General features: G+C 33.7%; 22 protein-coding genes. 11 read left to right on the forward strand and 11 right to left on the reverse strand.

Annotated features, from left to right (window positions below; all coding sequences use genetic code 11):
• Positions 1-998 precede the first annotated feature (998 nt).
• Positions 999-3,314 carry an outer membrane beta-barrel protein gene (locus tag HHU12_RS17760; RefSeq protein ID WP_169658084.1) on the forward strand — a complete coding sequence of 772 codons (2,316 nt, stop codon included), beginning with the start codon at positions 999-1,001 and terminating at the stop codon, positions 3,312-3,314.
• Entirely contained in the window at positions 3,311-5,206 is a 1,896-nt protein-coding gene (locus HHU12_RS17765; protein WP_169658085.1) for a 7TM diverse intracellular signaling domain-containing protein, read from the forward strand. Before HHU12_RS17760 ends, HHU12_RS17765 begins: the two co-directional genes overlap by 4 nt.
• Before the next feature lie 8 nt (positions 5,207-5,214).
• On the opposite strand, the gene HHU12_RS17770 is transcribed toward HHU12_RS17765, so the two are convergent.
• The 6 genes from HHU12_RS17770 to HHU12_RS17795 form a co-directional block, all read right to left on the reverse strand.
• On the reverse strand, positions 5,215-6,468 hold the full coding sequence (locus HHU12_RS17770) for a hypothetical protein (RefSeq protein WP_169658086.1): 1,254 nt from the start codon (positions 6,466-6,468) through the stop codon (positions 5,215-5,217).
• Complete coding sequence (locus tag HHU12_RS17775; RefSeq protein ID WP_169658087.1) at positions 6,465-7,190, reverse strand: LytR/AlgR family response regulator transcription factor; 726 nt, start codon at positions 7,188-7,190, stop codon at positions 6,465-6,467. The genes HHU12_RS17770 and HHU12_RS17775 overlap by 4 nt, the downstream gene beginning before the upstream one ends.
• A complete protein-coding gene (locus tag HHU12_RS17780) occupies positions 7,171-7,941 on the reverse strand; it encodes a sensor histidine kinase (RefSeq protein ID WP_169658088.1) in 771 nt (256 codons plus the stop codon). The genes HHU12_RS17775 and HHU12_RS17780 overlap by 20 nt, the downstream gene beginning before the upstream one ends.
• A 336-nt stretch (positions 7,942-8,277) precedes the next feature.
• Positions 8,278-8,706 carry a hypothetical protein gene (locus HHU12_RS17785; RefSeq protein WP_169658089.1) on the reverse strand — a complete coding sequence of 143 codons (429 nt, stop codon included), beginning with the start codon at positions 8,704-8,706 and terminating at the stop codon, positions 8,278-8,280.
• A 250-nt stretch (positions 8,707-8,956) separates the two neighbouring features.
• Complete coding sequence (locus HHU12_RS17790) at positions 8,957-10,021, reverse strand: M42 family metallopeptidase (RefSeq protein ID WP_169658090.1); 1,065 nt, start codon at positions 10,019-10,021, stop codon at positions 8,957-8,959.
• Positions 10,018-10,671: a metal-dependent transcriptional regulator gene (locus HHU12_RS17795; RefSeq protein WP_169658091.1), complete on the reverse strand. Its 654-nt coding sequence runs from the start codon at positions 10,669-10,671 to the stop codon at positions 10,018-10,020. The genes HHU12_RS17790 and HHU12_RS17795 overlap by 4 nt, the downstream gene beginning before the upstream one ends.
• 230 nt (positions 10,672-10,901) lie before the next feature.
• On the opposite strand from HHU12_RS17795, the gene HHU12_RS17800 reads away from it, so the two are divergent.
• Positions 10,902-11,174 (forward strand): hypothetical protein, encoded by a 273-nt coding sequence (locus HHU12_RS17800; RefSeq protein WP_169658092.1) that lies wholly within the window; start codon positions 10,902-10,904, stop codon positions 11,172-11,174.
• Here the strand turns inward: HHU12_RS17800 and HHU12_RS17805 are convergent.
• From HHU12_RS17805 to HHU12_RS17820, 4 genes are all read right to left on the reverse strand, one after another.
• A complete protein-coding gene (locus HHU12_RS17805; protein WP_169658093.1) occupies positions 11,150-12,265 on the reverse strand; it encodes a glycosyltransferase in 1,116 nt (371 codons plus the stop codon). The two genes, HHU12_RS17800 and HHU12_RS17805, sit on opposite strands and share 25 nt — an antisense overlap.
• A gap of 3 nt (positions 12,266-12,268) precedes the next feature.
• On the reverse strand, positions 12,269-13,294 hold the full coding sequence (locus HHU12_RS17810; protein WP_169658094.1) for an acyl-CoA reductase: 1,026 nt from the start codon (positions 13,292-13,294) through the stop codon (positions 12,269-12,271).
• Between the two features lie 159 nt (positions 13,295-13,453).
• Positions 13,454-14,122 carry a DUF4159 domain-containing protein gene (locus HHU12_RS17815; protein WP_169658095.1) on the reverse strand — a complete coding sequence of 223 codons (669 nt, stop codon included), beginning with the start codon at positions 14,120-14,122 and terminating at the stop codon, positions 13,454-13,456.
• Positions 14,123-14,381: 259 nt separating this feature from the next.
• Positions 14,382-15,086, reverse strand: a complete 705-nt coding sequence (locus HHU12_RS17820; RefSeq protein WP_169658096.1) for a 16S rRNA (uracil(1498)-N(3))-methyltransferase — start codon at positions 15,084-15,086, stop codon at positions 14,382-14,384.
• A 149-nt stretch (positions 15,087-15,235) separates the two neighbouring features.
• On the opposite strand from HHU12_RS17820, the gene HHU12_RS17825 reads away from it, so the two are divergent.
• The 8 genes from HHU12_RS17825 (at position 15,236) to HHU12_RS17860 (ending at position 22,568) form a co-directional block, all read left to right on the forward strand.
• Entirely contained in the window at positions 15,236-15,775 is a 540-nt protein-coding gene (locus HHU12_RS17825) for a YceD family protein (protein ID WP_169658097.1), read from the forward strand.
• A 20-nt stretch (positions 15,776-15,795) separates the two neighbouring features.
• Positions 15,796-16,002 (forward strand): 50S ribosomal protein L32, encoded by a 207-nt coding sequence (rpmF, locus tag HHU12_RS17830; RefSeq protein WP_044203678.1) that lies wholly within the window; start codon positions 15,796-15,798, stop codon positions 16,000-16,002.
• Between the two features lie 156 nt (positions 16,003-16,158).
• Entirely contained in the window at positions 16,159-17,145 is a 987-nt protein-coding gene (locus HHU12_RS17835) for a beta-ketoacyl-ACP synthase III (RefSeq protein WP_169658098.1), read from the forward strand.
• 77 nt (positions 17,146-17,222) lie between these two features.
• Complete coding sequence (efp, locus tag HHU12_RS17840) at positions 17,223-17,789, forward strand: elongation factor P (protein WP_044203683.1); 567 nt, start codon at positions 17,223-17,225, stop codon at positions 17,787-17,789.
• An 81-nt stretch (positions 17,790-17,870) separates the two neighbouring features.
• Positions 17,871-18,386 (forward strand): acetyl-CoA carboxylase biotin carboxyl carrier protein, encoded by a 516-nt coding sequence (gene accB / locus HHU12_RS17845; protein ID WP_169658099.1) that lies wholly within the window; start codon positions 17,871-17,873, stop codon positions 18,384-18,386.
• A 51-nt stretch (positions 18,387-18,437) separates the two neighbouring features.
• The gene (gene accC / locus HHU12_RS17850) at positions 18,438-19,781 is read left to right on the forward strand and encodes an acetyl-CoA carboxylase biotin carboxylase subunit (RefSeq protein ID WP_169658100.1); all 1,344 of its coding nucleotides are present in this window, start codon (positions 18,438-18,440) and stop codon (positions 19,779-19,781) included.
• A gap of 338 nt (positions 19,782-20,119) precedes the next feature.
• Positions 20,120-20,947 carry a hypothetical protein gene (locus tag HHU12_RS17855; RefSeq protein WP_169658101.1) on the forward strand — a complete coding sequence of 276 codons (828 nt, stop codon included), beginning with the start codon at positions 20,120-20,122 and terminating at the stop codon, positions 20,945-20,947.
• 337 nt (positions 20,948-21,284) lie between these two features.
• Positions 21,285-22,568 carry a tyrosine-type recombinase/integrase gene (locus HHU12_RS17860; protein WP_169658102.1) on the forward strand — a complete coding sequence of 428 codons (1,284 nt, stop codon included), beginning with the start codon at positions 21,285-21,287 and terminating at the stop codon, positions 22,566-22,568.
• A gap of 103 nt (positions 22,569-22,671) precedes the next feature.
• Here the strand turns inward: HHU12_RS17860 and HHU12_RS17865 are convergent, their stop codons facing one another.
• Positions 22,672-23,139, reverse strand: coding sequence for a hypothetical protein (locus HHU12_RS17865; RefSeq protein WP_169658103.1), 468 nt, complete (start codon positions 23,137-23,139; stop codon positions 22,672-22,674).
• Positions 23,140-23,219 lie beyond the last annotated feature (80 nt).

Below are 23,219 nucleotides of genomic sequence, written 5' to 3' on the forward strand. Positions count from 1 at the left end.
TTTTTTTATGTCTTATCCCAAAGTAAATAAAACTCAATAAACATAAAGTGAAATAGTAATATTTAAAGTTGTTTACCGTGTTGTTTTATTGCTCTAATCTTGTCCTTTTTGTTATATAACAAGGTGTACAGTTTGATTGGTATTTTTTCTTTATTTTTTTATTGATGTTTTTTTTATATGTATAAATAGCTATAACAATATGTATAAGTGTATTTTTAAGTATTTTTTATTGTTTTTATTGTTGTTGTTGTTTTGTTTTTATTGTGGGTGAAAAATCACTTTTTTTGATGAAAAATGGAAGAAAATGAATCTAATTTTAAACGAAGCTAGTATACTTGAAATGTGACAACAGAATGAAAGGTTGAATCAATTCTGATTTCTGTTGATGTATTAATGAGAGAAAGATTATATACTAAAAACAAAACCAGATAGAGTTATCAAGCTTAGCTAAAACTAAAACTTAATCCATTATCATTTTAATTTATCTACTACTAACATAGAAACTATCATTTTATCTATTTCTAAGATCTCGAAGGGTAGGTAACTATTCTTCGAGAATTAGAAACAGTGATGTAGAAGTATTAATGATTGAGAGAAAGATAGACTATAAACATTATATTTTTGCACTGCACTGAAACACGAATACTTATAGAAAGGGAGAGTAAAATCTCCTTTTCAACACGGTATAGAGCAAGGAACCTTTAACAACTTGGCAAGAAACAAAACCAATGATAAGCTGATCACTAAAACTGTACTAACACCTATATATTTTCTCATGTATCTGATCAGAGTGTGATACTTTGATTAGATACATGCTACTTTCCTGATTAAACTTAATCATTAGCCTAAATACCCTAGAAGAGTCATCTTCTAGGGTATTTTATATTTGTTAGAATTTATTAAATAATAAGTGATTGTTTTACAGATCTTTCAATTATATCTTACATTTATCATAATTACTACCGCGAAGACTAATAAATATTAATAAATACTACACGATGTTTAGATTACTACTTATAACAATTACATTCTTTCATTTATCAATATTGACAGCTTTTTCCCAGCAAATATCAGGAGAAGTTATAGATGAAGAATCAAAAGAGTCATTACCATTTGTGAACGTGTCCTGTAAACAGGCTGATGCGACTATTGCAATAGTAAGCACCGATTTTGATGGGAAATTTATACTTGAAGTAAAAGAAAAGGGAGACTATGAGCTACAGTTTCATTACACAGGTTATAAAGTAAACAGTAGGGTGATTACTGTTAATGATGATTTGGATATATCATTAGGTCAAATATTATTGAAGTCAACTGTTACAGAATTGGAAGGTGTGACTGTTACAGCCGAAAAAGAATCGGTAAACATGACAGCCGATGGAATGAGTTTTAACGTCGAAGAAGGGAGTGGTGCTAATATGGAAGATATTGTTTCCGGAATGCCTTCCATTTCAATGGACGAAAATGGTGAAGTCACCTCAAATGGTGAACAAGTTGTGATTCTTGTCAATGGAGAAGAGTCAAGTTTGGATAATCCTTTAGAGGATATTCCTATGCAACTAATTGAAAGAGTAGAACTATTGAACAACCCACCTGCAGAGTACACTTCTGCGACAACAGCCATCAATATTGTTTTAAAGGAAAATGTGAAGTTGGGTAATAATGCAAGACTTTATTTGGAAGGAGGAATGCCAACTCAAATGAAAGGAGGTTTCAATATTTCTAGATCAGGAGATAAGTGGTCTTCAACCCTCAATATGCGTTATATTCAAAATGAACTTCCTTATGAAGCCTCTTCTACACGTTTGAATTATGGATCAAATAAACGTGAGAATGAAAGTGAGTATACTCAAGGATTGAAATTATTTACTGCCAATTGGTCTTCATCTTACGCATTTTCTCCTAATGATAAGTTAAGATTTAATTTAAGTTACTCTAAAAGAGAGAATACAACTGATAGTGAAGAGCAAGAGTTGGTAGAAAATGTCGATACGGATAATATTAATCCTAGAATTAACTATCGTACTGCTTCCAACTCAAGGATCACTAATAAGATTCAAGCTCAATTGAATTATGATAAACACTTTATGACGGAAGGGCGTAAGTTATTGACTACAATTCGTTTTTCTATGGATGATTATGATCAATTGAATGCCAATCAAACGAATACTTATTATATCGATTCGGATCAAACGAGTTATAATGATGAAAGATTGACTGAAAGAGATCGACCAAGTAAGAATTTATTTGCCAACTTAAAATACGTTCATCCATTTAATCCAAGTAGTGTACTAACAACTGGATTTAGAAATACAACAAAAGTACAGACGAACACGGAGCGTTTTTATAATAGAGATGAGGATGGAGAAGAAACAAATAGAGGTTTAGGTTATCAAACCACGGATTATTTAAACCAAAAGTTTACAGCCTATTTCCAATATAAATATAAGTTTATCAATGATTTGACATTGAACGTTGGAGGTATTGCTGAAAATTCAATCATTACCTCCGATATCGTAAATTTAGAAGATAGCTTTACCACTCAAAATAACTTCTGGGTATTTAACCCGAATGCGAGTTTGAATAAGAAATTCAATGAAAATTGGATGGGTAGAATTGCTTATTCTTTCAGGATGAACACACCTCCAGAATGGATGCTCAACCCAACCATCAATGATAGTAATCCTCTATTTATTAGTTCAGGTAACCCGAACTTGACACTTCAGAAAAAACAAAAGTTAGTATTGGATGTTACTAATCATCAGGATAACTTCTCTACACGTGGGGGTATATTTTTCAGAAGTACTACAGACGGTGTAGAAAGAATTTTTGAAAATAAAGGTGATACGATTTATTCAACTTTTGATAACATTATGGATAAGTATACAGTTGGAACAAATGTATATCTTCAATATCAGTTATCGAAAAAGCATCGTATCATTGTTTCAGGAGACCTTTACCGTGATATGTATAATGTTAGAACAGGTGATTATCCATTGGCTCAAACTATGTTTAATGGTAAAATGACTTATAAAGCTAATATCTTGAATGGTTTTAGATTAAGATTGACAGGTTATTATTTATCACAAACTATCCGCTATAATGGTACAATGACACCCGCTTCTGGTGTCGATGCATCCATATCTAAGACTGTTTCAGAAGGAAAAGGACGGATTTGGGTGACCGCAGTTGATCTTTTCTCCACAAGAAAAATACATAGAACCAATATTTCACGTACATTTGAATCCACAAGTGTTGTAGATTTACCTGCAACCGTTAAGTTAGGATTCTCATGGTCGTTTTTCTCCGTATGATAAATAAGTTATTAGTTCCATTTACTTTATTCATTACATTTTTTATCCTGCCTGAAACAAAAGGCTATAGTCAGAATCATAAAGGTGAAATACATCTTTATGATTCTGCGTATAGTAAGGTTTTGGATTTAAGGCAAATCCCTTATTGGGTTGATCTTACTCAAGAAATATCCTATGAAGAACTATTGGATCTGAATCCTGAATTCGCCACTTCTCCTACACACAGTAAAGACAAATTTAATGTAGAGGGTAATTACTGGTTGCAACTAAATGTGACGATCGATTCTTTTAGTTCTTACGAATGGCTGATCGAGTTTTATGATCAGACGATCGACGACATGATTGTGTACCTTCCTACGGTAGAAGGTGATGTGGAAAAAATATTTATGGGTGATAGTTATGATTTTGATAAAAGAGATATCAAACATACAAACTATGTCATTCCTTTAGCAGATAACATAGATTATAATAAGCCACTTTATATCAGAGTTCAATCTGCTCATAAAGTAGATCTCTTATTAAACTTCACCAACGGAGATGAGTTTATAAAAGAATCTACCCTCAAATATTTATTTTTTGGTTTGTACTATGGCGCCTTCGCCTTGATGGCAGTCTATAGTCTAATGCTTTTCGCCAACATAAAGGAGAAGAAATACATTTTTTATGTGATTCACTTACTCTTTATCATGCTTTATTCCTCATCAAGAGATGGAATGGGCTTTCAGTTTATTTGGCCTGATGCACCTTGGGTGAATTCATTTTCAACCCTTCTTTTCATCTTTGGGATGACGATGTCATTAGTGTTTTTTATCAAAGAGATTCTTTCGGATGAAAAAGAGAACTCATTGTATTCAAAACCAATGAATATTCTGATGTTTTCATTGACAGGGATTTTCTTTATAATTCTATTATTTTTCAGTACTCAGGAAGGTGGTTTGCTACTACTTACTACTATCCTTACCTTGCTGTACTTCGTAATAAAAGCCTATAGAGAATACAAGAAAATATCGCCTTATTTTATCTTGGGCTTATTTGTATTTTTCTCAGGGTTCTTTATTTGGTTATTAAAATGGTATGCTATTGTTCCTTTTAATACATACACTATGTATAGCCTTAGAATATCTATTTTACTTGAAATGCTACTGTTTTCATATGGACTTTATGATAGTTTGAGGTTGTTGAAAGAGAGGGAGAGAATTGCACAGAAAGAAGTAATACAGCATCAGGAAGAGAAGGAGGAAATGCAAAATAAGGTCATTGAAGAGCAGAAGAAAACAATGATTTTAAGTGAAAAAGTCAATAATGAATTAGAAGAAAAAGTACAGGAAAGAACAGCTTCCCTTCAAAAAAGAGAATCAGAACTGCGTTCGCTAAACAAGGAGTTACAAGATAAATCTGAAAAACTTGATAAATTAAATCGTATCCTTGACGTCAATAATTATAATTTGAAAGGTGAAATTAAGCAGGAAAGGGAAAGAAGGTTTACCAATAAAAGGTTGAGTCATAAGGAATTTGAAGAATTATTTCCTGACCAATTGTCTTGTTTGAGGTATCTTGAAAAGCAAAAATGGGAGAGTGGTTTTACTTGTAAGCAATGTGGTAATCATACCTATTCTGAAGGTACAAAGCAGTTTGCAAAACGTTGTACTAAGTGTGGTTATAATGAATCGGTAACCAGTAATACGATCTTCCACAGCTTGAAATTTGAATTGACAAAAGCATTTTACCTTTCGTATATCATTTCCAATTTTGATAATGAATTTAGTATTCAACAATTGTCAGATGAAATAGGTATGTCAAGAAATACGGTATCAAAGTTTAGAGCAAAAACCTTGAAAGCGAAAAACAAAGAATCGAAATTATTGTTGCCAACGTTTACTCCTAATGATTAAAACCTTTTTTATTCGTTCAGAACAAAGTCAAATCTTATAGTTTGGGTTTCATCCCACAACTCAGTTTGTGTTAAGTTTGATGCACCATAATTAGGAGTGAGTTCTAATACGCCATTCACTAAAAAGTTGAAGGAATAGTGTTTGCCTTTTTCGAAATCAGATTTTTTAAATGCAACTCTATAATGTTTGTCTTCGACTTCTTCCATCAAAATTCTATGACCATTTTCCTTTTTAAGGAAAGAAGCATACAAATACATATTTCTAGTTTTATACTGCATGGATTCAGATCTTTGATAATAAGTGAGTAAATCGTGATCATCTAATTTCCATTCAAAAATAACCTTATCATTCTGAACAGAATAGCCCATGATATTATTTTTGAAGTTGGTCTTGTATGTAAAATTATAGTGGCGCATTCCCTTAAAATGCCCCAATTTATTTCTTGCTTCAAAAGGAGGGTTCACCCAGTTATAATCATTAATGATAAATTTAAACTCCCCCCAATTATTGATGTTTTCGTCAATTGGCATCGAATAATAATAATGTTCTCCCTTTTTTTCCATTTGGAAATATTCTGTCCAAGCATTAAAACTCCCAGCAACTTGCACCTTCCCAATTAAATCAGGATCATAAGATTCTTGTACACCATAATTATTATTACTTAAAGAATATTCCTCAGGAGAAAAAATAAAGGTGATGCTATCATCAGTGATGGTATACCCCATTTGTTCTTTGGTTTCTATTATATATACTAGCCATGAGATATACATTCGCCTTAAATCCTTATCTACAAAAACAGGGACATGGGCGTTGAGAGAATTATAGAAGTTAGGTGTAGCAAGATATTTTTTATTTGCTATAAAACTAAAGTCACCACTGGTGGGTAGAATTTTCTTTTTGGGGAGTTTGAGTTGCCATGAATCGGATTGAGGTTGATATTCCATTCTGTATTCTTGTCCAATTTTATAGTCATTGAAAGTACCAATTAAATGAAGGTCTTCAATGGTCACATTGGATTTTTTGACAAGGTAATTTTCCCAATTGTTGAATGCTGGAGTATAAGGAGAAGTGAAAAAATCAGTATCAGAAATGTCTAAAAAATTAATGATATCCGAAGACTTAATATTAAAAACAATACTGTCGTTCACTTCATAATAACCTATTAGTTCTTTTTCAGTTCTATCGATTAAAAAACTAATAGGCGTATGCGTACAACTTAAAAGTGTTATGATCAGTGTTATATGGATGAGGATGTTTTTCATTTAGAATTTTTGAGGATGAATTTACCCTGAGTCAAGGTCTCGAAAATATCGTTTTTATTCGTTCTACTGATACTAATCAATGTATCCGCAATCACTACACTATTTCCTTCAATGGCCTCTACAAAATGAATATTGATAATAAATGACTTTTGAACCTTTAGGAAATAGGATGGAAGGTTTTCTTGTACTTCTTTTAAAGTAAGTAGCGTCAAGAAATTCCCTTTTGTAGTAACAATGTTGATATAGTTATTTTGCGATTCTATGTATTTGATGTCTTTGCACCATATTTTCTTTATTTGAAGATCGACTTTCACGAAAATAACATCATCCAACTTTTCCTTCTGAGTAGTATTGAAAGCCTCTTTCGCTTTTAAACAACTTTTATAAAAACGATCAAATGAGATGGGTTTCAAAAGATAATCCAGCGTATTAACTTCATAACTTTGAATAGCGAATTCAGAATAGGCCGTTGTGAAAATCACCATAGGCGGATTTTTCATTGACCTCACCCAATCAATACCAGAGAGATAAGGCATGTTGATATCACAAAAACATAGATCAATAGGTTGTTCATCTAATATTTGTTGTGCTTCCATCGCACTTTCACAGACTGCTATTGTTTCTAAAAAGGGCACTTGAGAAACATAATGGGCCATTCCGTCACGAGCCAACTCCTCATCATCTACAATAAGGCAACGGATTTTAGAATTCGATTTTTGCATAATATACACTGTTAATTAAAGAGGTAGAGAACTTGTATTTTTCCCCGTAAATAAGAGTAAGTCGTTTTTTGATATTTGAAAGACCAATACCACTATATTTTTTGTCTTCTTCTAATTCAATATGACTATTGTCTGTAGAATTGACAATTTCAAAACTAACAAGGTTGCTTCTCTGTTTCAAAAAAATGGAAATATAGTTCTCTTGATCGTCTTTTTGAGAAACATATTTCATTGCATTCTCCACCAACGGTAAAAATAAAAGAGGAGGAATTGGGTAAACAGTGTCTTCACAATCGAATTCTGTAGAGATTTTCACTTTCTTTCCCTTTCTGTATCCTTGTACTTTACAAAGATGCGTTAGATAATCTATTTCCTTTTGAATGGGTACAAAATCATGATCACATTCATACAACTGATACCGTAGCATCTCACTCAGTTTAAGTAATAAATCCTGAGCACCTTTCGGGTCTTTTAGAATCAGCCAGAAAATTGTATTAATAGTATTGAAAAGGAAATGAGGACTAATTTGAGCTTTTAGAAAACTTAATTCAGCCTTCGTTTTTTCAAGTTTAAGATTTTGCTGTTCATTATATTGTTTTAAATATTCAAATACAATTTCAATACAAATACCTACAAAGTAGGGGATCAATACAGCTTGCAAGTTGTATATATTTAAAAAAGGTCCTCTATATTCCTCAATAAAATAGCTCCATCTATAGACCCAAGAGATTTTGCTATACGCGTACATCATTAATATGAAACCTAAAAAGGGGATGAAAGCAAGAATGCTACTTTTTTTTATCAATACATACTTTGAAGCTTTTGCAAAAAATAGAGCACCAAAACATTTGAGTGAGGTAGTACCCAAACCCAGTATGATTAAATAGTTTAATCCTAACCACTGATGATCTGATTCTGTATTGTAGTCAGAAAAGAACTCAATGATGAAAAAAACTAAATAATAAAAAGCTATAGTAAAAAAATAGGAACTTCTTAAAGGCATTTGTATATAATTAAGAAAGAGTGTTCTAAAACCGATTAAGATTTTAGAACACTCTTTTGATCAAGAAAAAATCTTATTTTCAATTTAGAAATTACAATTACTATATTCAATAGTTTTCAAGTAATAATCTTTATTCATGTCAATATCCGACAAGTAAAAAGAAACGGATCCCATCAGTTGATTAGTCTCGAAATCTTTGAATACAACTGAATAATTTCCACTTGCCTTTTTATCATAGGTAAAATCAATAATGCCATTTTTAGCAACAACAACTTGATTGTGAGCATTCCCTTGGGAGTCTATTATCTCCACATTTGCCATGATTTCCTTGTCACAAATAGGACCATTGGGAACAAGAGAAACATTGATAAAATGTTGAGAAACTATAGGGTCTATTTGAGGCAATTGATTTACTTCAAATGTTTCAGGGAATAATTCATCATTTGTTGTGCTGCATGAAAATAATGAAGATAAGAAAAGAGATACTAAAATTAATTTGACACTTAAGTTCATAATAGTTGAGGTTTTGATTAATGATATACCAAAGGTCTACCTATTTGAACTGATTGAGAATTTTATTTGGTGAAATGCAAGGATGAAAGGGTGAAATGCATTTAACAACAACCGGTTTAGATAATCTATTGGGTTGTTTTAGATAATGACAAGATGAAATGTCATATAATTGATATTGAAACAGGGAATCAAAAAAGCCTCTCGAATTAAATTACTATCGAGAGGCTTTTTTGATTGCTGAGATCAGAGATTAATAACTCCAATCACCATTTTCAACTTCCAAAATTGCTTGAACTACTAAGTCGATCATTGCAACTACGTCCGTAGGGTGAGCCATTTCAGTAGTTTGGTGCAAATAGCGCATTGGAATACTTAAAGCACCTGCAATAGAACCGTTCTTCGGCATTCTTTGGATATTTGCCGTATCCGTTCCTCCAAAAGGAAGTACTTCTGGTTGAGCTGGAATTTCTTTCTCTTTTGCTACATTTTCAAGGTGTTCTACCATTCTTCTATCGCAAATAGTTCCGCCGTCAAAATGTTTAATGCCAGCACCTTTGCCCATAGAAGTAACATAGTCTTGAGGAGCAAGGCCAGGAATATCGTTAGCAACCGTTACGTCTAATGCAATACCAAAGTCAGGAGAAACGCCATGACCTGCTACTTGAGCACCTCTTAGACCAACTTCCTCTTGAACAGTAAATACACCATAAACATCAACTGGAGTATCCTGGTCTTTTAACGCTTTCATGATTTCAACAAGTGCATAAACACATACTCTGTCATCTAATGACTTGCCGTTGATGAGGTCGCCCACCATATCCAATTCCTGCCATCTTGTGATAGAATCACCTACTTTCACATGTTTTTCTACTTCTTCTTTCGAAAGACCGCAATCAATAAAGTATTCTTCGTTTGTAACTACTTTCGCTCTTTCGGCAGCACTCATAGAGTGAATTGGCTTACAGCCCATAACACCCAAAAGATCCTTTTTGCCGTGTACTTTAACTCTTAAAGAAGTCAGTGTTTTCGGGTCAAAACCACCTAAAGTTTGAAAACGGATATAGCCATTATCATCAATGTGTTTTACCATAAAACCGATTTCATCCATATGAGCTGCCAACATAAATTTCTTAGCATTCTCGGCTTTCGATTTCTTGATTGTGATAAGGTTACCCATATTGTCAACGTAAAACTCATCAACAATATCTTTTAATGTATCAATAAGAAGGTGTCTCACTTGTTTTTCAAAACCTGGAGCACCGGCAGTTTCGCTTATTTTTTTTAATAAGGGAAGGTCAATTCTTTCTAAACTCATAATTGTACTAATATATTTTCAGAGACCAAGGCAGAAATGATTTTCTGTTCTCTGCCATTGATTATGATTTCTATAGATTTGTCAAACTCAATTTTTTCAATCACCTCAAGTTCAGTTCCAATACCAATACCTACCTTATCAAGGTACTGCAATAAACTGCTGTTTCCATCTTTAACGGACACTACAGTAACTTTATTTTTGATAGGAATTTTGGATAGTTTAGTGGCTTTCAGATTGCTGAACTCACCATTTTTATCTGGAATCGGGTCGCCATGAGGGTCGTGCTTAGGGTAGCCCAAAAATTGATCTAAACGTTCAATCATTCTTAGGGATTGTATATGCTCTAATTGTTCAGCAACTTCATGCACTTCATCCCAATTGAAATTTAATTTTTCCAATAAAAAGACTTCCCACAATCGGTGCTTTCGTATCACAAGCAACGCCGCTTTGTTTCCTTCTTCAGTAAGGGTAGTACCTTTGTATTTCTGATAATGGATAACGCCCTTGCTATTAAGCTTTTTGATCATATCAGTCACCGATGCTGCTTTTGTATGAAGTTTATCAGCAATGGCATTGGTACTGACAGGGGTATCTTTCTCGGATAAATGATAGATGGTTTTTAAATAGTTCTCTTCTGAATGACTAAACATGTATAGGTGTTATATATGCTACTATAATTGTGAATTGCAAATAAATAGTTAGACCACTAAATTCATAATTTTGAAACCACTATTTATTGTTTTTATCAAAGAAAAAATAGCATTATCTAAACTTAAGATAAAGCTATCTCGTTTAATAATATTATGTATCGTCTAGTTAAAAAAGAAAACTATTGTATACTAGATTTTTGTAGACTATTGATAATTAAAACAACAGAAAAATGGGATTTGAAACGAGTGCAATTAAAAGCTTAGAAAACAACAGAAGAGAAATCAGACAAGTGACTACAGGACGATTTCTATCAAAAGACATGGGAATGACTCTACAAAAGAAGCCACTTCAGTTTAAAGAAGCATCTGCAGAAGAGAAAAAGAAATTCAAAAGGAAATTGTGGTTTTACAAATTTCAAGAGAAAGCTTTAGGTATAGGATTTTGGGTGATAGGCATAAGTGCTGTATTAGCCTTATCTTATTGGTTATTCTTTCTGCTGTAAATGTTCAACAGTTTTTGCTCTTCGGTTTTCCAAAGAGCATTTTTATTGATCCCATTTTTGTAAGCTTCAAAAACCTTTATTCTGTCTATTAATTCTTGAATGTTACAGGAATTGAAATCCATAAAAACCCCAGCTTGATAGGGGGTAGTTATTCTTTCCCAAAACGGATTATTTTGAATAAGCATTGGAATTCCCATTGCCATGCATTCATACATTTTTGTGGGAATGCAATGCTGTGTAGAAGGATTTGAAGGATAAGGCAATGCCACAAAGTCAGCTTCTTGCATTGCTTTGATGATAGTAAGGTGCGGAACGAATGCTGTTATGCCTACTGTTTCAATGGAATACTTTTCAGCATATTTTTCAATTCGTTTTATGACATCTTCTTCATATGCTTTTCCAATTATTTTGAATTTAATGTTTAGTTGGGACTTGCAACTGCCTATATTGGCAACAAAATTTAAAAATTCCATTACTCCAAAAGCCTTTGACAGTGTTCCGCAAAAAATAATATGTACTGTTTCACTTTTAACCTTTTCAATTTTCGGTAAAATAGGAACATATTTATTTTCAAGAACTATGGTTTTATCCTTTGGAAGTGATTTTTCCTCTAAATAAGTCTTTTCAGCAGAAAAAATATAGTCGATAAATGGGAATGAGAGTTTTTCGATGGCATTGGCCCCAAATGCTAGTAGATATTTAAAAGTATTGGAATAATAAGATTGAGCAGTGAAGTTGAGGGGATAATTTTCTAAAATATCGTAATAAATACCCGCGTTTTTGTTGGTGATTTTATACCAAACTAAAAAAGGAAGAAGCTCAATAGTATGAATTATAACACTTTCAGGTTGTTCTTTCTTTAATAGAGCATGAAAAAGTCTACCCACATTGCTGCGGGTAGACTTTTCATTGATATCATAAGGTTCAAAACGAACGTTTTTTTCTAATTTATAAAGGGAAGCATCATTGCTTTGAGTACCAAAAATGATGACTTCTGTGTCCTCTAATTTAGCTAAAGATTTTCCAAACTTCTCATAAACTCTAGTGTCATCCACTGGCTTTAAAACGGAAGCTAAGACAATCTTGCGCATCAATTACTTTACGATAGGTGAAAGAAATTTCATTGTGTCTACATTATCTGCATAAGTAGCAACGCCAGGGAATTGTGCTTGACCGAAATCTTCAGAATCGGCTAACCACTTTCCATCTGTAACAATACATTGGATTTTATCTTCAGCAGCACTCAGTTTTCCTTTCAATTCTAAACCGTTTTCATAGGTCTCATAGTAAAGAACAGAAATAGGAGAGACCATCTCTTCAGATTCCACTACAATCAGTCCGCCATTGTCTAAGTGTTCTACTTTATTGACCAAGTAGATTGACTTATTGTAATCGTAATTGTTAGCGTACTTGTGGTTGATGATCGTTTCTTTTGCTCTTGGCTCTAACGCTTTTAATAATTTCGTTAGATCATAATCTTTAGGAGCGTATACCTTGCTGATGTTTCTACAGCCTAAACCATAGTACAAGAAAATATCATCAGCGAGTTTTTCTAAAGTCTCATCGTCCTCATCACCTCTGATTACAGCTACTGAAGAGCGGTTGTGACGGATAATATTTGGATATTTATCGAAATATTTCACAAAGTATCTTGTGCTATTGTCTGATCCAGTAGCAATTACCTTGTCGATTTCTTTGATTGGAGCTTCTAAAATTTGAATAAAGTCACTGAACTTAGGCTCAATTTCCTTTAACCAATTGAAAAGCGTTGTCATTAGAAAAGTATCCTGAGAGCTTAATTTTGCCATCAAGATATGACCAGAGATAAGAATACTTAAAGCATCATGGAAACCTACTGCAGGGATGTTGCCTGCCATTACTACCAATACTTTATTAGGTTTTTCAGTATCAGAAGTTGAGTATTCGCTCACCCAGTTCTCCAATACCTCTTTTGTTAGCATTTTTTCAACACCTGTCAATGCATTTGTAACGGATAATTCATCAAACCATCCATTGTCATCATTCGCACGTTGAGTCAGTGCGGCTTTAGTGTCTGTGTCTAAAGTTCTTAGTTTATCTCCTAATGCTACAAAGGCATTAATTCTTTCTTGCAACGTCATAATTCCACTTATTTTCTAAAAACAGTGCAAATCAAATAGGAATAATGTGAGTAAACAAGAAAAAAGATTTAAATCCTGAGTTTGATGAAAATATTTTGTTCAACTCAGGATTTAAATCTTTAAAAAAACTTATTCACTTCACTTAATTTTAGTGATATATTAAAAGTCTGTCAAAGCAAATGAAATAATATTGGCACCCATTTGAAGAGCCTTCAATCTTACTTCCTCCGGATCATTATGGATTGACTCATCTTCCCATCCATTTCCTAAATCAGATTCATAACTGTAAAAGCAAACCAATCGTCCTTCATATAAAATACCAAAACCTTGAGCAGGCTTACCGTCATGTTCATGAATTTTTGGGAGGCCATCAGGGAAACTAAATGTTTGATGGTAGATAGGGTGGTCAAATGGAATCTCTATGAAATCCAATTCTGGAAAAACCTTCTTCATCTCTAAACGAATAAATTTATCCAGACCATAATTGTCATCTATATGTAAAAAACCACCGCTGGTAAGGTAGCTTCTTAAATTTTCGACATCAGAATCAGAGAAAACAACATTCCCATGACCTGTAAGATAAATATAGCTGTAGTCAAAAAGCTCAGGACTGCCAATCTCTACTATCTCATCGTCTACATCAATGCTTGTGCCTAGATTGTCATTACAAAACTCAGCAAGGTTGGGTAATGCTGTTTTATTAGCATACCAATCGCCACCGCCAGTGTATTTCACTTTTGCAATTTTCAATGAAAACTTTTTGTGACTTTGCGTAAAAGCTATAAAAGGTAAAATCAGGAGAAGTAAAAATGTGACAGTTTTTTTCATCTGTATTGGTCCGTTAACGTAAAAAGTTATGATCTTTTGTTTTATGAATCTATAGAGATATGCTGATTATAGTTCATTATATATAAATATAATAAATCTTTTAAGTACTAAGCCAAAAATAAATGATAATTAATTATTAGTTATTTTTTGTGAGTACAACGCTCAAAAACGTATAAATAGTGGTTCTATTTAAAGTTTTTGAAAGGCAGTAATCGGAAAAAATAATATGAATTAGTGTTATATAATTTTGTCTTAGTACTTATTTCAAATCGACCATATTTAAAATTTGAGCGGTAACAATTCCAGCTGTTTCCGTTCTTAATCTTTCTTTTCCTAAACTAACCCATTCAAAACTGTTCTCTTTGGCCAATTCAGCTTCTTCTTCACTAAATCCACCTTCAGGTCCGACTAACACTAGAATATTTTGATCTTTTTCAATTTTCTGGAAAAGGTTCTCAGTAGCGTCAGTAGGGACGTAGGCGATAAACTTCTGATCAGCTTCTATTGCTAATGTTTCCTTAAAACTAGAAGCTATTGTTAACTCGGGTGTCCAAAACTTGCGTGATTGTTTCATAGCCGAAACAGCAATTCTTTCTAACCGGTCTAATTTTAATTGTTTTCTTTCAGAATGCTTGGAATAGAAAAATGTAATCTTTCCTACACCAATTTCAATTGCTTTTTCCAAAAAGAATTCAATTCTGTCCATATTTTTGGTCGGAGCTATACCTATATGTATATGAGAAGCCGTAGGAGGTAAAGTTTCAACTCCATCGACCTTAACTTTGCATTTTTTCTGATGTGCATCAATAATTGTACACGTATATCTGTTACCTCTTCCATCCATCAGATGTAACTGTTCTGAGTTTTGCATGCGTAAAACCCTTACAATGTGTTTGCTGTCTTCTGAAGTCAGCGTAACTTCATTTTGATCAGGATTGATGTCCTTATGATAAAAAAGTCTCATAAATCGTTATGGATAGGTTGTTTTTTCATTATTTCGCTACAAAAATACAGGAGATTTACCTTTATTTTTTATTTTTATTGATTATTTCTCTAAAATACTTTCTTAGTATAATTTGATTTTGTAATTTTGCAAGCCAAATCACAGTGAAGGTGAAGAAGAAAAATGCATATACAATAGGAATTGGAGGTTTAAAAAATGGTAAACACCAATTCGAGATCGAGTTAACATCACAACTTTTAGAAATATTTGAATCTGAATTGATGGAAAATATAACTGGAAGAGTGATATTGCAACTTGTTAAGAGTGAAACACAGATCGACGTAGATCTGACTCTTAATGCAAAAGTGGTGTTATTAAGTGATAGGAGCTTAAGAGAGTATGATTATCAGCTTGAGGAAACTCAAAAGATATATTTTAAATTCTCAGATAAGTTTGAAATGCTGGAAGATGATTTATTTAAAATCCCTTTCAATGAGTCAGATTTAGATTTTGCTCAGATAATCTATGATTTAATAGCAGTGTCCTTACCTTCGAAGCGTTTACATCCAGAGGAGGATGAAGATGATGAATTATTTTATTCATCATATGGAGAAGAGGAGTATGACGAAGAAAGTGAGGAGGAAGTCAATGAGGAAGAAGAAGGGAAACCAACTGACCCTCGTTGGGATATTTTGAAAAAACTCAAATGATATATATTTAAGAATTAAAAATGGCACATCCTAAGTCGAGAATTTCGAAAGCTTCGAGAGGTAAGCGTAGAACGCACCTTAAGATGGATAAACCTACAATCTCTTTTTGCCAATCTACTGGCGAAGCACACGTAAGACACCGTGCTTTCTGGTCAGATGGTAAAATGTATTATCGTGGCCAAGTGGTTATCGATAACTCTGTAGATGTAGACGAAACTGCTGAGTAGTTTTAAACTGCACAGAATCAAGCCAATCCTTAAAAAAGGATTGGCTTTTTTTTATACTTTATATGGATTTTAAAAGAGTTGATTATCTTTGCCTTTTGAAATTTGATTTTAACGAAAAGTTAAAGCCAAAAAAAGAAAAGAAATACCAATATTACTATGGCATTAAAAGCAGCAATTAAAGGAGTTGGAGGATACGTTCCTGACTATGTTCTTACCAATCAAGAACTAGAAACAATGGTTGATACAAATGATCAGTGGATTCTAGAGAGGACGGGCATATCAGAGAGGCGTATACTTAAGGGCGAGAATATGGGTACTTCCTATTTAGGGATTCAGGCAGTGAAACAGCTATTAGAGAAAACAAATACAAATCCAGAGGATGTTGATTTGATTATCTGTGCTACTGTTACTCCTGATATGTTCTTTCCGGCAACTGCTAACATTATTGCTAAAGGAGTGGGAGCTTCTAACTCTTTTAGTTTCGATATCGGTGCGGCTTGTTCTGGTTTTTTATATGCTCTTAGCACAGGATCTCAATTTATCGAGACTGGTAAGTATAAAAAAGTAGTCGTAGTTGGTGCTGATAAAATGTCAAGTATTGTAGACTACACAGATCGTACAACTTGTGTTCTTTTCGGTGATGGTGCAGGTGCAGTGTTGCTTGAGCCAACTGAGGAGGAAGTAGGTGTAATGGACTTTGTTTTAAAAAGTGATGGTGTTGGCGAAGAATACTTGAATATGAAAGCAGGTGGTTCTAGAATGCCGTCTTCTCATGAGACCATTGACCAAGGTTTGCATTACATTTATCAAGCAGGTATGCACGTGTTCAAGTACGCTGTAGTTTCTATGGCGGACGCGGCGGCTGAAATCATGGAGAGAAATAAATTAAGTGGTGATGATGTCGCTTATTTAGTACCTCACCAAGCCAATAAAAGAATTATCGATGCCACTGCACAGCGTATGAATGTAGGGGAAGATAAAGTGATGATGAATATCCATAAATATGGAAATACTACCGCTGCAACGATTCCTTTATGTCTTATGGATTATGAAAATAAGTTAAAAAAAGGAGATAATCTTGTGTTAGCGGCCTTTGGAGGCGGTTTTACGTGGGGTTCTGCTTACATTAAGTGGGCATACTAATAAATTTTTTTATTTTTGTGGTTGGAAAATTTACCCGCCAGTTTAAGTTATTAGAAATAGAATAAAAAGTATATATAATGGCATCTACAGCTGATTTTAAAAACGGTTTATGTATTGAGTTCAATAATGATATTTTTCAAATCATCGAATTCCAACACGTAAAGCCAGGAAAAGGTCCTGCATTTGTTCGTACTAAACTAAAAAGTATTCGTACAGGTAAAGTAATTGACAACACTTTTACAGCAGGTCACAAAGTAACAACAGCCCGTATTGAGAGAAGACAGCATCAGTATTCTTATGCAGATGATATGGGATTCCATTTTATGGATACAACTACTTGGGAAGAGGTAGCTTTACCTGCAGAACAAGTTCCAAACAACGATTTATTACAAGATGGAATGAATGTTGATATTCTTTTCCATGCAGAAGTAGAAGAAGTCGTTGGTTGTGAATTAGCTCAATTTGTTGAGTTAGAGGTTACTTATACAGAGCCAGGTATCAAAGGTGATACAGCAACAAACACATTAAAACCTGCAACTGTGGAGACAGGTGCAAACATTATGGTACCTTTGTTTGTTAACCAGGGCGACGTTATCAAAGTAAATACAACGGATCGTTCTTACTCAGAACGCGTTAAAAAATAATTTTTTTAGTATTTAATCGAATAGGTTTGAGAGAGGGTTATATTTCTTATACCTTCTCTCAAACACACACACTATCACATTATGAAAGCACCAGAGGTAAAAGATCTGATCAGCTTTATTGCAGGTTCAGGCTTGCAAGAAGTCAATGTAGAAACAGCAGAAATCAAACTTCACGTTAAACGCAATGTTGATGCGTCAGCAGCAGCAGTTGCTCCTGCAGCACCAGTATTAGCGACAGCGCCAGTTACTCCTTTAGCAGCGGCTCCAGCTCCAGCAGCAGAATTGCCAACAGCACCAGTAGCTGAGGCGGCTCCAGTAGCAGAAGCTCCAGCGGCTCCAGCAGCAGATACTTCTAACTACATTGAAATCAAGTCTCCAATGATCGGTACATTCTACACTGCTCCGAACCCTGAGTCGGATATGTTCGTGAATGTAGGTGATTCTGTAAAGAAAGGCGACGTTGTTTGTATCATCGAAGCAATGAAACTTTTCAATGAGATTGAATCTGAAGTATCAGGTAAAATCGTTAAGATTTTAGCTGACAACATGTCTCCAGTAGAATACGATCAGCCATTATTCTTAGTAGATCCATCTTAATTATTAGTTAGATCAACTAATTTTTATTATTAACTAAACTAAGAAGGTATCGTGTTTAAAAAAATACTAATTGCTAACAGAGGTGAAATTGCACTCCGTGTGATCCGTACTTGTGCAGAGATGGGGATCAAAACGGTAGCAGTTTACTCTACAGCTGACAAAGACAGTCTGCACGTTCGTTTTGCAGATGAAGCTGTTTGTATTGGTCCTGCACCAAGTACAGATTCTTACTTAAGTATTCCTAACATCATGGCGGCGGCAGAAATCACTAATTGTGATGCTATCCACCCTGGTTATGGATTCTTATCTGAAAATGCACAATTCTCAGCAATCTGTGCAGAAAACAACATCAAATTCATTGGTGCATCAGCCGACATGATCAACAAAATGGGTGATAAGGCGACTGCAAAAGCAACAATGAAAGATGCAGGCGTTCCTACAATTCCTGGTTCTGAGGGTCTTTTAGATTCAGTAGAGCAAGGTTTGGAAATCGCTGAAAAAATCAAATACCCAGTGATCCTTAAGGCAACTGCAGGTGGTGGCGGACGTGGTATGCGTATCGTTAACGGTCCTGATGAATTCCAAAAAGCATGGGATTCAGCTCGTCAAGAGTCAGCAGCCGCATTTGGTAACGACGGTATGTACCTTGAGAAATTCGTTGTTGAACCTCGTCACGTTGAGATTCAAATTATTGGCGATAGTTATGGTAAAGCATGTCACTTGTCAGAAAGAGACTGTTCTATCCAAAGACGTCACCAAAAATTAACAGAGGAAGTTCCTTCACCTGCCTTATCTTCTGAATTAAGAGAGAAAATGGGTAGAGCAGCAATTGCTGGGGCTGAGAAAATTAGCTATGAAGGTGCAGGTACTGTTGAATTCTTAGTAGACAAATACGGTGATTTCTATTTCATGGAAATGAACACTCGTATTCAGGTTGAACACCCTGTAACGGAGCAAGTAACTGGTTTTGACTTGATCAGAGAGCAAATTAAAGTAGCTGCTGGCGAGAAAATTTCAGGTAAAAACTATACACCACAAGCTCACTCAATCGAGTGTAGAATCAATGCTGAAGATCCAGCGGCTGATTTCAGACCATCTCCAGGTAAGATTACAAATCTTCACGTACCAGGCGGTCCAGGTGTAAGAGTTGATACTCACGTTTACTCTGGGTACTCGATTCCTCCAAACTACGATTCAATGATTGCTAAATTGATTGTTACAGCTGAAACAAGAGAAGAGGCAATTAAGAGAATGAAGAGAGCTCTTCAAGAGTTTATCATTGAGGGAATCAAAACTACAATTCCTTTCCATTTAAGATTAATGGATAATGAAGTTTACCAATCAGGTGATTTCAATACAGGATTTATGGATGAATTTACTTACGAGACACTTTAATAGGAGATCGTAAATAATATATATCATGATTAGGGAGTCAGAAAGTGACTCCCTTTTTTTGTTGTCAAATTTTGATGTATTGCTGTTCACTACCTGATTTATTTGAAATAATGTAAATATTCATTAGCTTAAAATAGAGTAAACTGAAATTTTATGAGGGGTAAGAGCATCTTTGAAACATGTTCTAAGGTAATGTGATTCTTATTATGAATCAAACACTTCCAAAACACATTTTATAAACCATAATACAATACATTTTCTTCATTCTAAATGCCGAACTCAAAATATTCTCTTTTCAGTTTAGCAAGCTATAATCATTAAACTAAACCGCTTATTTTATGGACAAAGAACAATTTTTAAAATTAGTACAGCAGGTAGTATTAAAAGAACTAAGTTCTACTCCCAATGATGATAAAAATCTATTTGATATCTTTTCAAAATATGGTATCAGTATGCCCATCGAACTGTATCCATCCTTTATTAATCATCAATTGATAGCACCGGGTTATGCTGAAATGAGCTTCACCACTGTTGATCATTTTAAGGTGACAAGTTTAGGTGTCAGCTTTGCAGAAAGTATTGCAGTAAAAACTGTTGACTTGGATGAGGAAAACAAAGTGCTAATGCCGTCAATTAAAACACATGATGATATGAGTGTCCCAATGTCAATGCATGAGTCATTATTGAACGGAGGAGAGGCAATGGAAAAAATTCCTTATATCACTTATGGGTATGATACACCTGAAGCTTTTGTTGCAATACAGAAAGGTGATGATACATTGAGTTTAGAAGAACTGAGAGAAAGAAGTATAAAAAATCTTTCAAATATTGAAGTTGATATAAAGCAGTTTGATTTATCTGGTATACCTATGATTGTTTGTGCAGGCAATTACTATGCTTCAGAAAAAATCCTTGACCATCAATTTATGCTACAAATGCAAGAAAAACTTAATGCTGAATTATTGGCTGTAAGTATGCCGAGGAAAGGGTTTATGTTTATCATTGATGGAGCACCAACTCCTGAAGTTTTCAAGAAATTTATAATGATCACTTCTATGAAATACATTGAGGATGAAAATACAAAGCCACTCAGTACAAAAGTGTTTGTAGTGCAAGATGGAGAACTAAGTGGTTTGATTCAATTAGGAGAGAAGGAAATGGGTTAATACTCAGGGAATAAGTGCTGATTTGTTCTTTTTCATAGAAGATAAATAAGGGTTTTATACTAATTAGAGTGTAAAATCCTTTTTTGTTTGATGTTAATCTAATAGTTCAAATTTTAGCTCTGATTTTCTGAACTATTTTAAAGCATTGCTACATGTCCTTTTACTCCATTTATCAAAATAGCTTTTATAATCATAAATTTCGCATTAATATATATTGAAGTAAACATCTTTATGTATGTATTATATTCAATAAATATTTATTTAATCGGTTTGATAAATAATTATTATATTTGAATAACTGATAATAGTAATATTATAATTATTAAAATTAATTCAATTGAATAATAAATTAATCCAGAAAAACACTGCATTAGCCATTGATTCGGAAGGAATGACGATTGATTTTCTCCTTCAACGCTACCGTAGCTATCTGACAGAAGGAGGGAATTCAGATAAAAAGTCCTTAAATACTGTTTCTAAGGCTGTTACGCAAATGAATCATTTTCTGAACTTTATACTAGAATTTAGAAATGGTTTATTATCAAAGGTGAGTTTCAATTACTATACAGATTACCTGCAAAAATTAGTGGAAGAAGATAAACTTTCTACTGCTCAGAAAGCCATGCGAAGAATGTACGGTAGAAGAATAAATCTTGAACTGGAAAAGGAAGGGTACTTGGTGTGGCTTTATCAGAATAATTATAATAAAGTGGTGGCTACCAAGAGTGAAACGTTGTTGCAGGATGATTGGTCTAAAGGTTTCGAAGATTGGTTAGCATTAAAATCAAAACTTACCCGAAAAACAAATTATGGAAAAACCTTATCCAATGTGGTAAGTCTTTATTTAGAATGGCTTAATGCCTCTTCTTATCAAAGTATATCAGCATTGTCGGTGAATCAATTTTTAAGGGAACAGGCACATTTGAAAATTTCAACACTGAATTTATACCTAAAAGCCATCAAACGGTTTGCGTCGTACTACGAGCATACTTCAAATGATGAAAAACGACATGATATAGCATTGGAAATTAATAGCTTGAAGAAATTTGAAGACTCATTGCAAATAGTAAATCGGATTGGTCTTAATGAACAACAAGTAAATAAGCTCTTTTCAGAGGCCAATTCAAAACAGCGATTGATCCTTCACTTAGGAGTGAATATGGGATTAAGAGGTAGTTCAATGCTTAATTTAAAAGTAGAAGATATCAATTTTTCTACTAAGAAAATGGAGGTGTGGTTAAAAGGTAAAAACAATACCATGACGCTTCCAATCCCGCCAGCAGTTTATCACTTCTTAAAGGGTTTTATTGATGAGCATAACCTGGAGAAAAGTGATTTTGTGTTAGCTTATAAAAGCAATAACATCAGTAGCCTTTCTAAATATTTCTCAGATTTTCTATATAAATGTGATTTGAAAGAAATAGAAAAAGAAGGAGTGAGGTACCCAATAAGCCTTCATAATTTAAGACATACTTTTGCTTATCATGCATTGGATAAGTTTGGGCTTATAACAACGTCTAGGTTACTAGGGCATGCTACATCACAAATTACGGAGCAACATTATTTGCAAGATAAATCAAGAGATTTACTGAACTCTATTTATGATTCTTCTGATTATTAAAAAGCGGTTAGTTTTCTTTCGATTTTGTGATTAGGCGTACTATATAGTTATAAGAAAAGAAAACCGGTACATAAAAATAAATATGTACCGGTTCTTTATATCTTTATCTTATCTCACTTACATGAGGTAGTCTAAATCTTGGATTTTTTATCTCAAAATTATCAACTAACTCTCTTGGAAGCCATTCCCAAGGATTACCAAAATGTCTGATATGTAAATCCGTTTTATTTTGAGCTAATGAAACGGGCAATGTTGTCGATTGATTGTGTTCAATATTCAAATAATGTAACTTAGGTAATAAGTCTAGTTTTTCAGGTAGTTTAGTTAATCTATTCTGACGTAAATCGAGTGACTTAATTTCTTTCCACGCGGATATGTCTTCTGGTAATTCAGTAATCTGAGTCTCGCTAATTCGTGTACCTGAAGCATAATTTGAGTAACCAGATAATTCTATGATTTTTTCTAAGGCTTCTTTTTCAGTTTTGTCCAGCTCATTACTCTTATTGCATGAAAATAGAGAGAGTAATATGAGAAATAAAGTGATTTGCTTTAATAAAAATGGTGTTTTCATGTCCTTTTTGGGATCACCTTCAAAAAGTGGGCACAGGTTAACCAAATACCTTTGAAATTCTGAACAGGAAAAACTTTAAA

The sequence above is a fragment of the Flammeovirga aprica JL-4 genome (assembly GCF_012844305.1).
Taxonomy (GTDB): Bacteria; Bacteroidota; Bacteroidia; order Cytophagales; family Flammeovirgaceae; genus Flammeovirga; species Flammeovirga aprica.

Excerpts from the sequence above, each read along its gene's own strand:
- HHU12_RS17815 (WP_169658095.1), bottom strand. The coding sequence starts at position 14,122 with ATGAAAAAAACTGTCACATTTTTACTTCTCCTGATTTTACCTTTTATA.
- HHU12_RS17775 (WP_169658087.1), bottom strand. The coding sequence starts at position 7,190 with ATGCAAAAATCGAATTCTAAAATCCGTTGCCTTATTGTAGATGATGAG.
- HHU12_RS17795 (WP_169658091.1), bottom strand. The coding sequence starts at position 10,671 with ATGTTTAGTCATTCAGAAGAGAACTATTTAAAAACCATCTATCATTTA.
- rpmF (WP_044203678.1), top strand. The coding sequence starts at position 15,796 with ATGGCACATCCTAAGTCGAGAATTTCGAAAGCTTCGAGAGGTAAGCGT.
- HHU12_RS17865 (WP_169658103.1), bottom strand. The coding sequence starts at position 23,139 with ATGAAAACACCATTTTTATTAAAGCAAATCACTTTATTTCTCATATTA.
- HHU12_RS17800 (WP_169658092.1), top strand. The coding sequence starts at position 10,902 with ATGGGATTTGAAACGAGTGCAATTAAAAGCTTAGAAAACAACAGAAGA.
- HHU12_RS17790 (WP_169658090.1), bottom strand. The coding sequence starts at position 10,021 with ATGAGTTTAGAAAGAATTGACCTTCCCTTATTAAAAAAAATAAGCGAA.
- accB (WP_169658099.1), top strand. The coding sequence starts at position 17,871 with ATGAAAGCACCAGAGGTAAAAGATCTGATCAGCTTTATTGCAGGTTCA.
- HHU12_RS17835 (WP_169658098.1), top strand. The coding sequence starts at position 16,159 with ATGGCATTAAAAGCAGCAATTAAAGGAGTTGGAGGATACGTTCCTGAC.
- HHU12_RS17770 (WP_169658086.1), bottom strand. The coding sequence starts at position 6,468 with ATGAAAAACATCCTCATCCATATAACACTGATCATAACACTTTTAAGT.
- HHU12_RS17820 (WP_169658096.1), bottom strand. The coding sequence starts at position 15,086 with ATGAGACTTTTTTATCATAAGGACATCAATCCTGATCAAAATGAAGTT.
- HHU12_RS17855 (WP_169658101.1), top strand. The coding sequence starts at position 20,120 with ATGGACAAAGAACAATTTTTAAAATTAGTACAGCAGGTAGTATTAAAA.
- HHU12_RS17785 (WP_169658089.1), bottom strand. The coding sequence starts at position 8,706 with ATGAACTTAAGTGTCAAATTAATTTTAGTATCTCTTTTCTTATCTTCA.
- efp (WP_044203683.1), top strand. The coding sequence starts at position 17,223 with ATGGCATCTACAGCTGATTTTAAAAACGGTTTATGTATTGAGTTCAAT.
- HHU12_RS17805 (WP_169658093.1), bottom strand. The coding sequence starts at position 12,265 with ATGCGCAAGATTGTCTTAGCTTCCGTTTTAAAGCCAGTGGATGACACT.
- HHU12_RS17780 (WP_169658088.1), bottom strand. The coding sequence starts at position 7,941 with ATGATGTACGCGTATAGCAAAATCTCTTGGGTCTATAGATGGAGCTAT.
- HHU12_RS17765 (WP_169658085.1), top strand. The coding sequence starts at position 3,311 with ATGATAAATAAGTTATTAGTTCCATTTACTTTATTCATTACATTTTTT.
- HHU12_RS17760 (WP_169658084.1), top strand. The coding sequence starts at position 999 with ATGTTTAGATTACTACTTATAACAATTACATTCTTTCATTTATCAATA.
- HHU12_RS17810 (WP_169658094.1), bottom strand. The coding sequence starts at position 13,294 with ATGACGTTGCAAGAAAGAATTAATGCCTTTGTAGCATTAGGAGATAAA.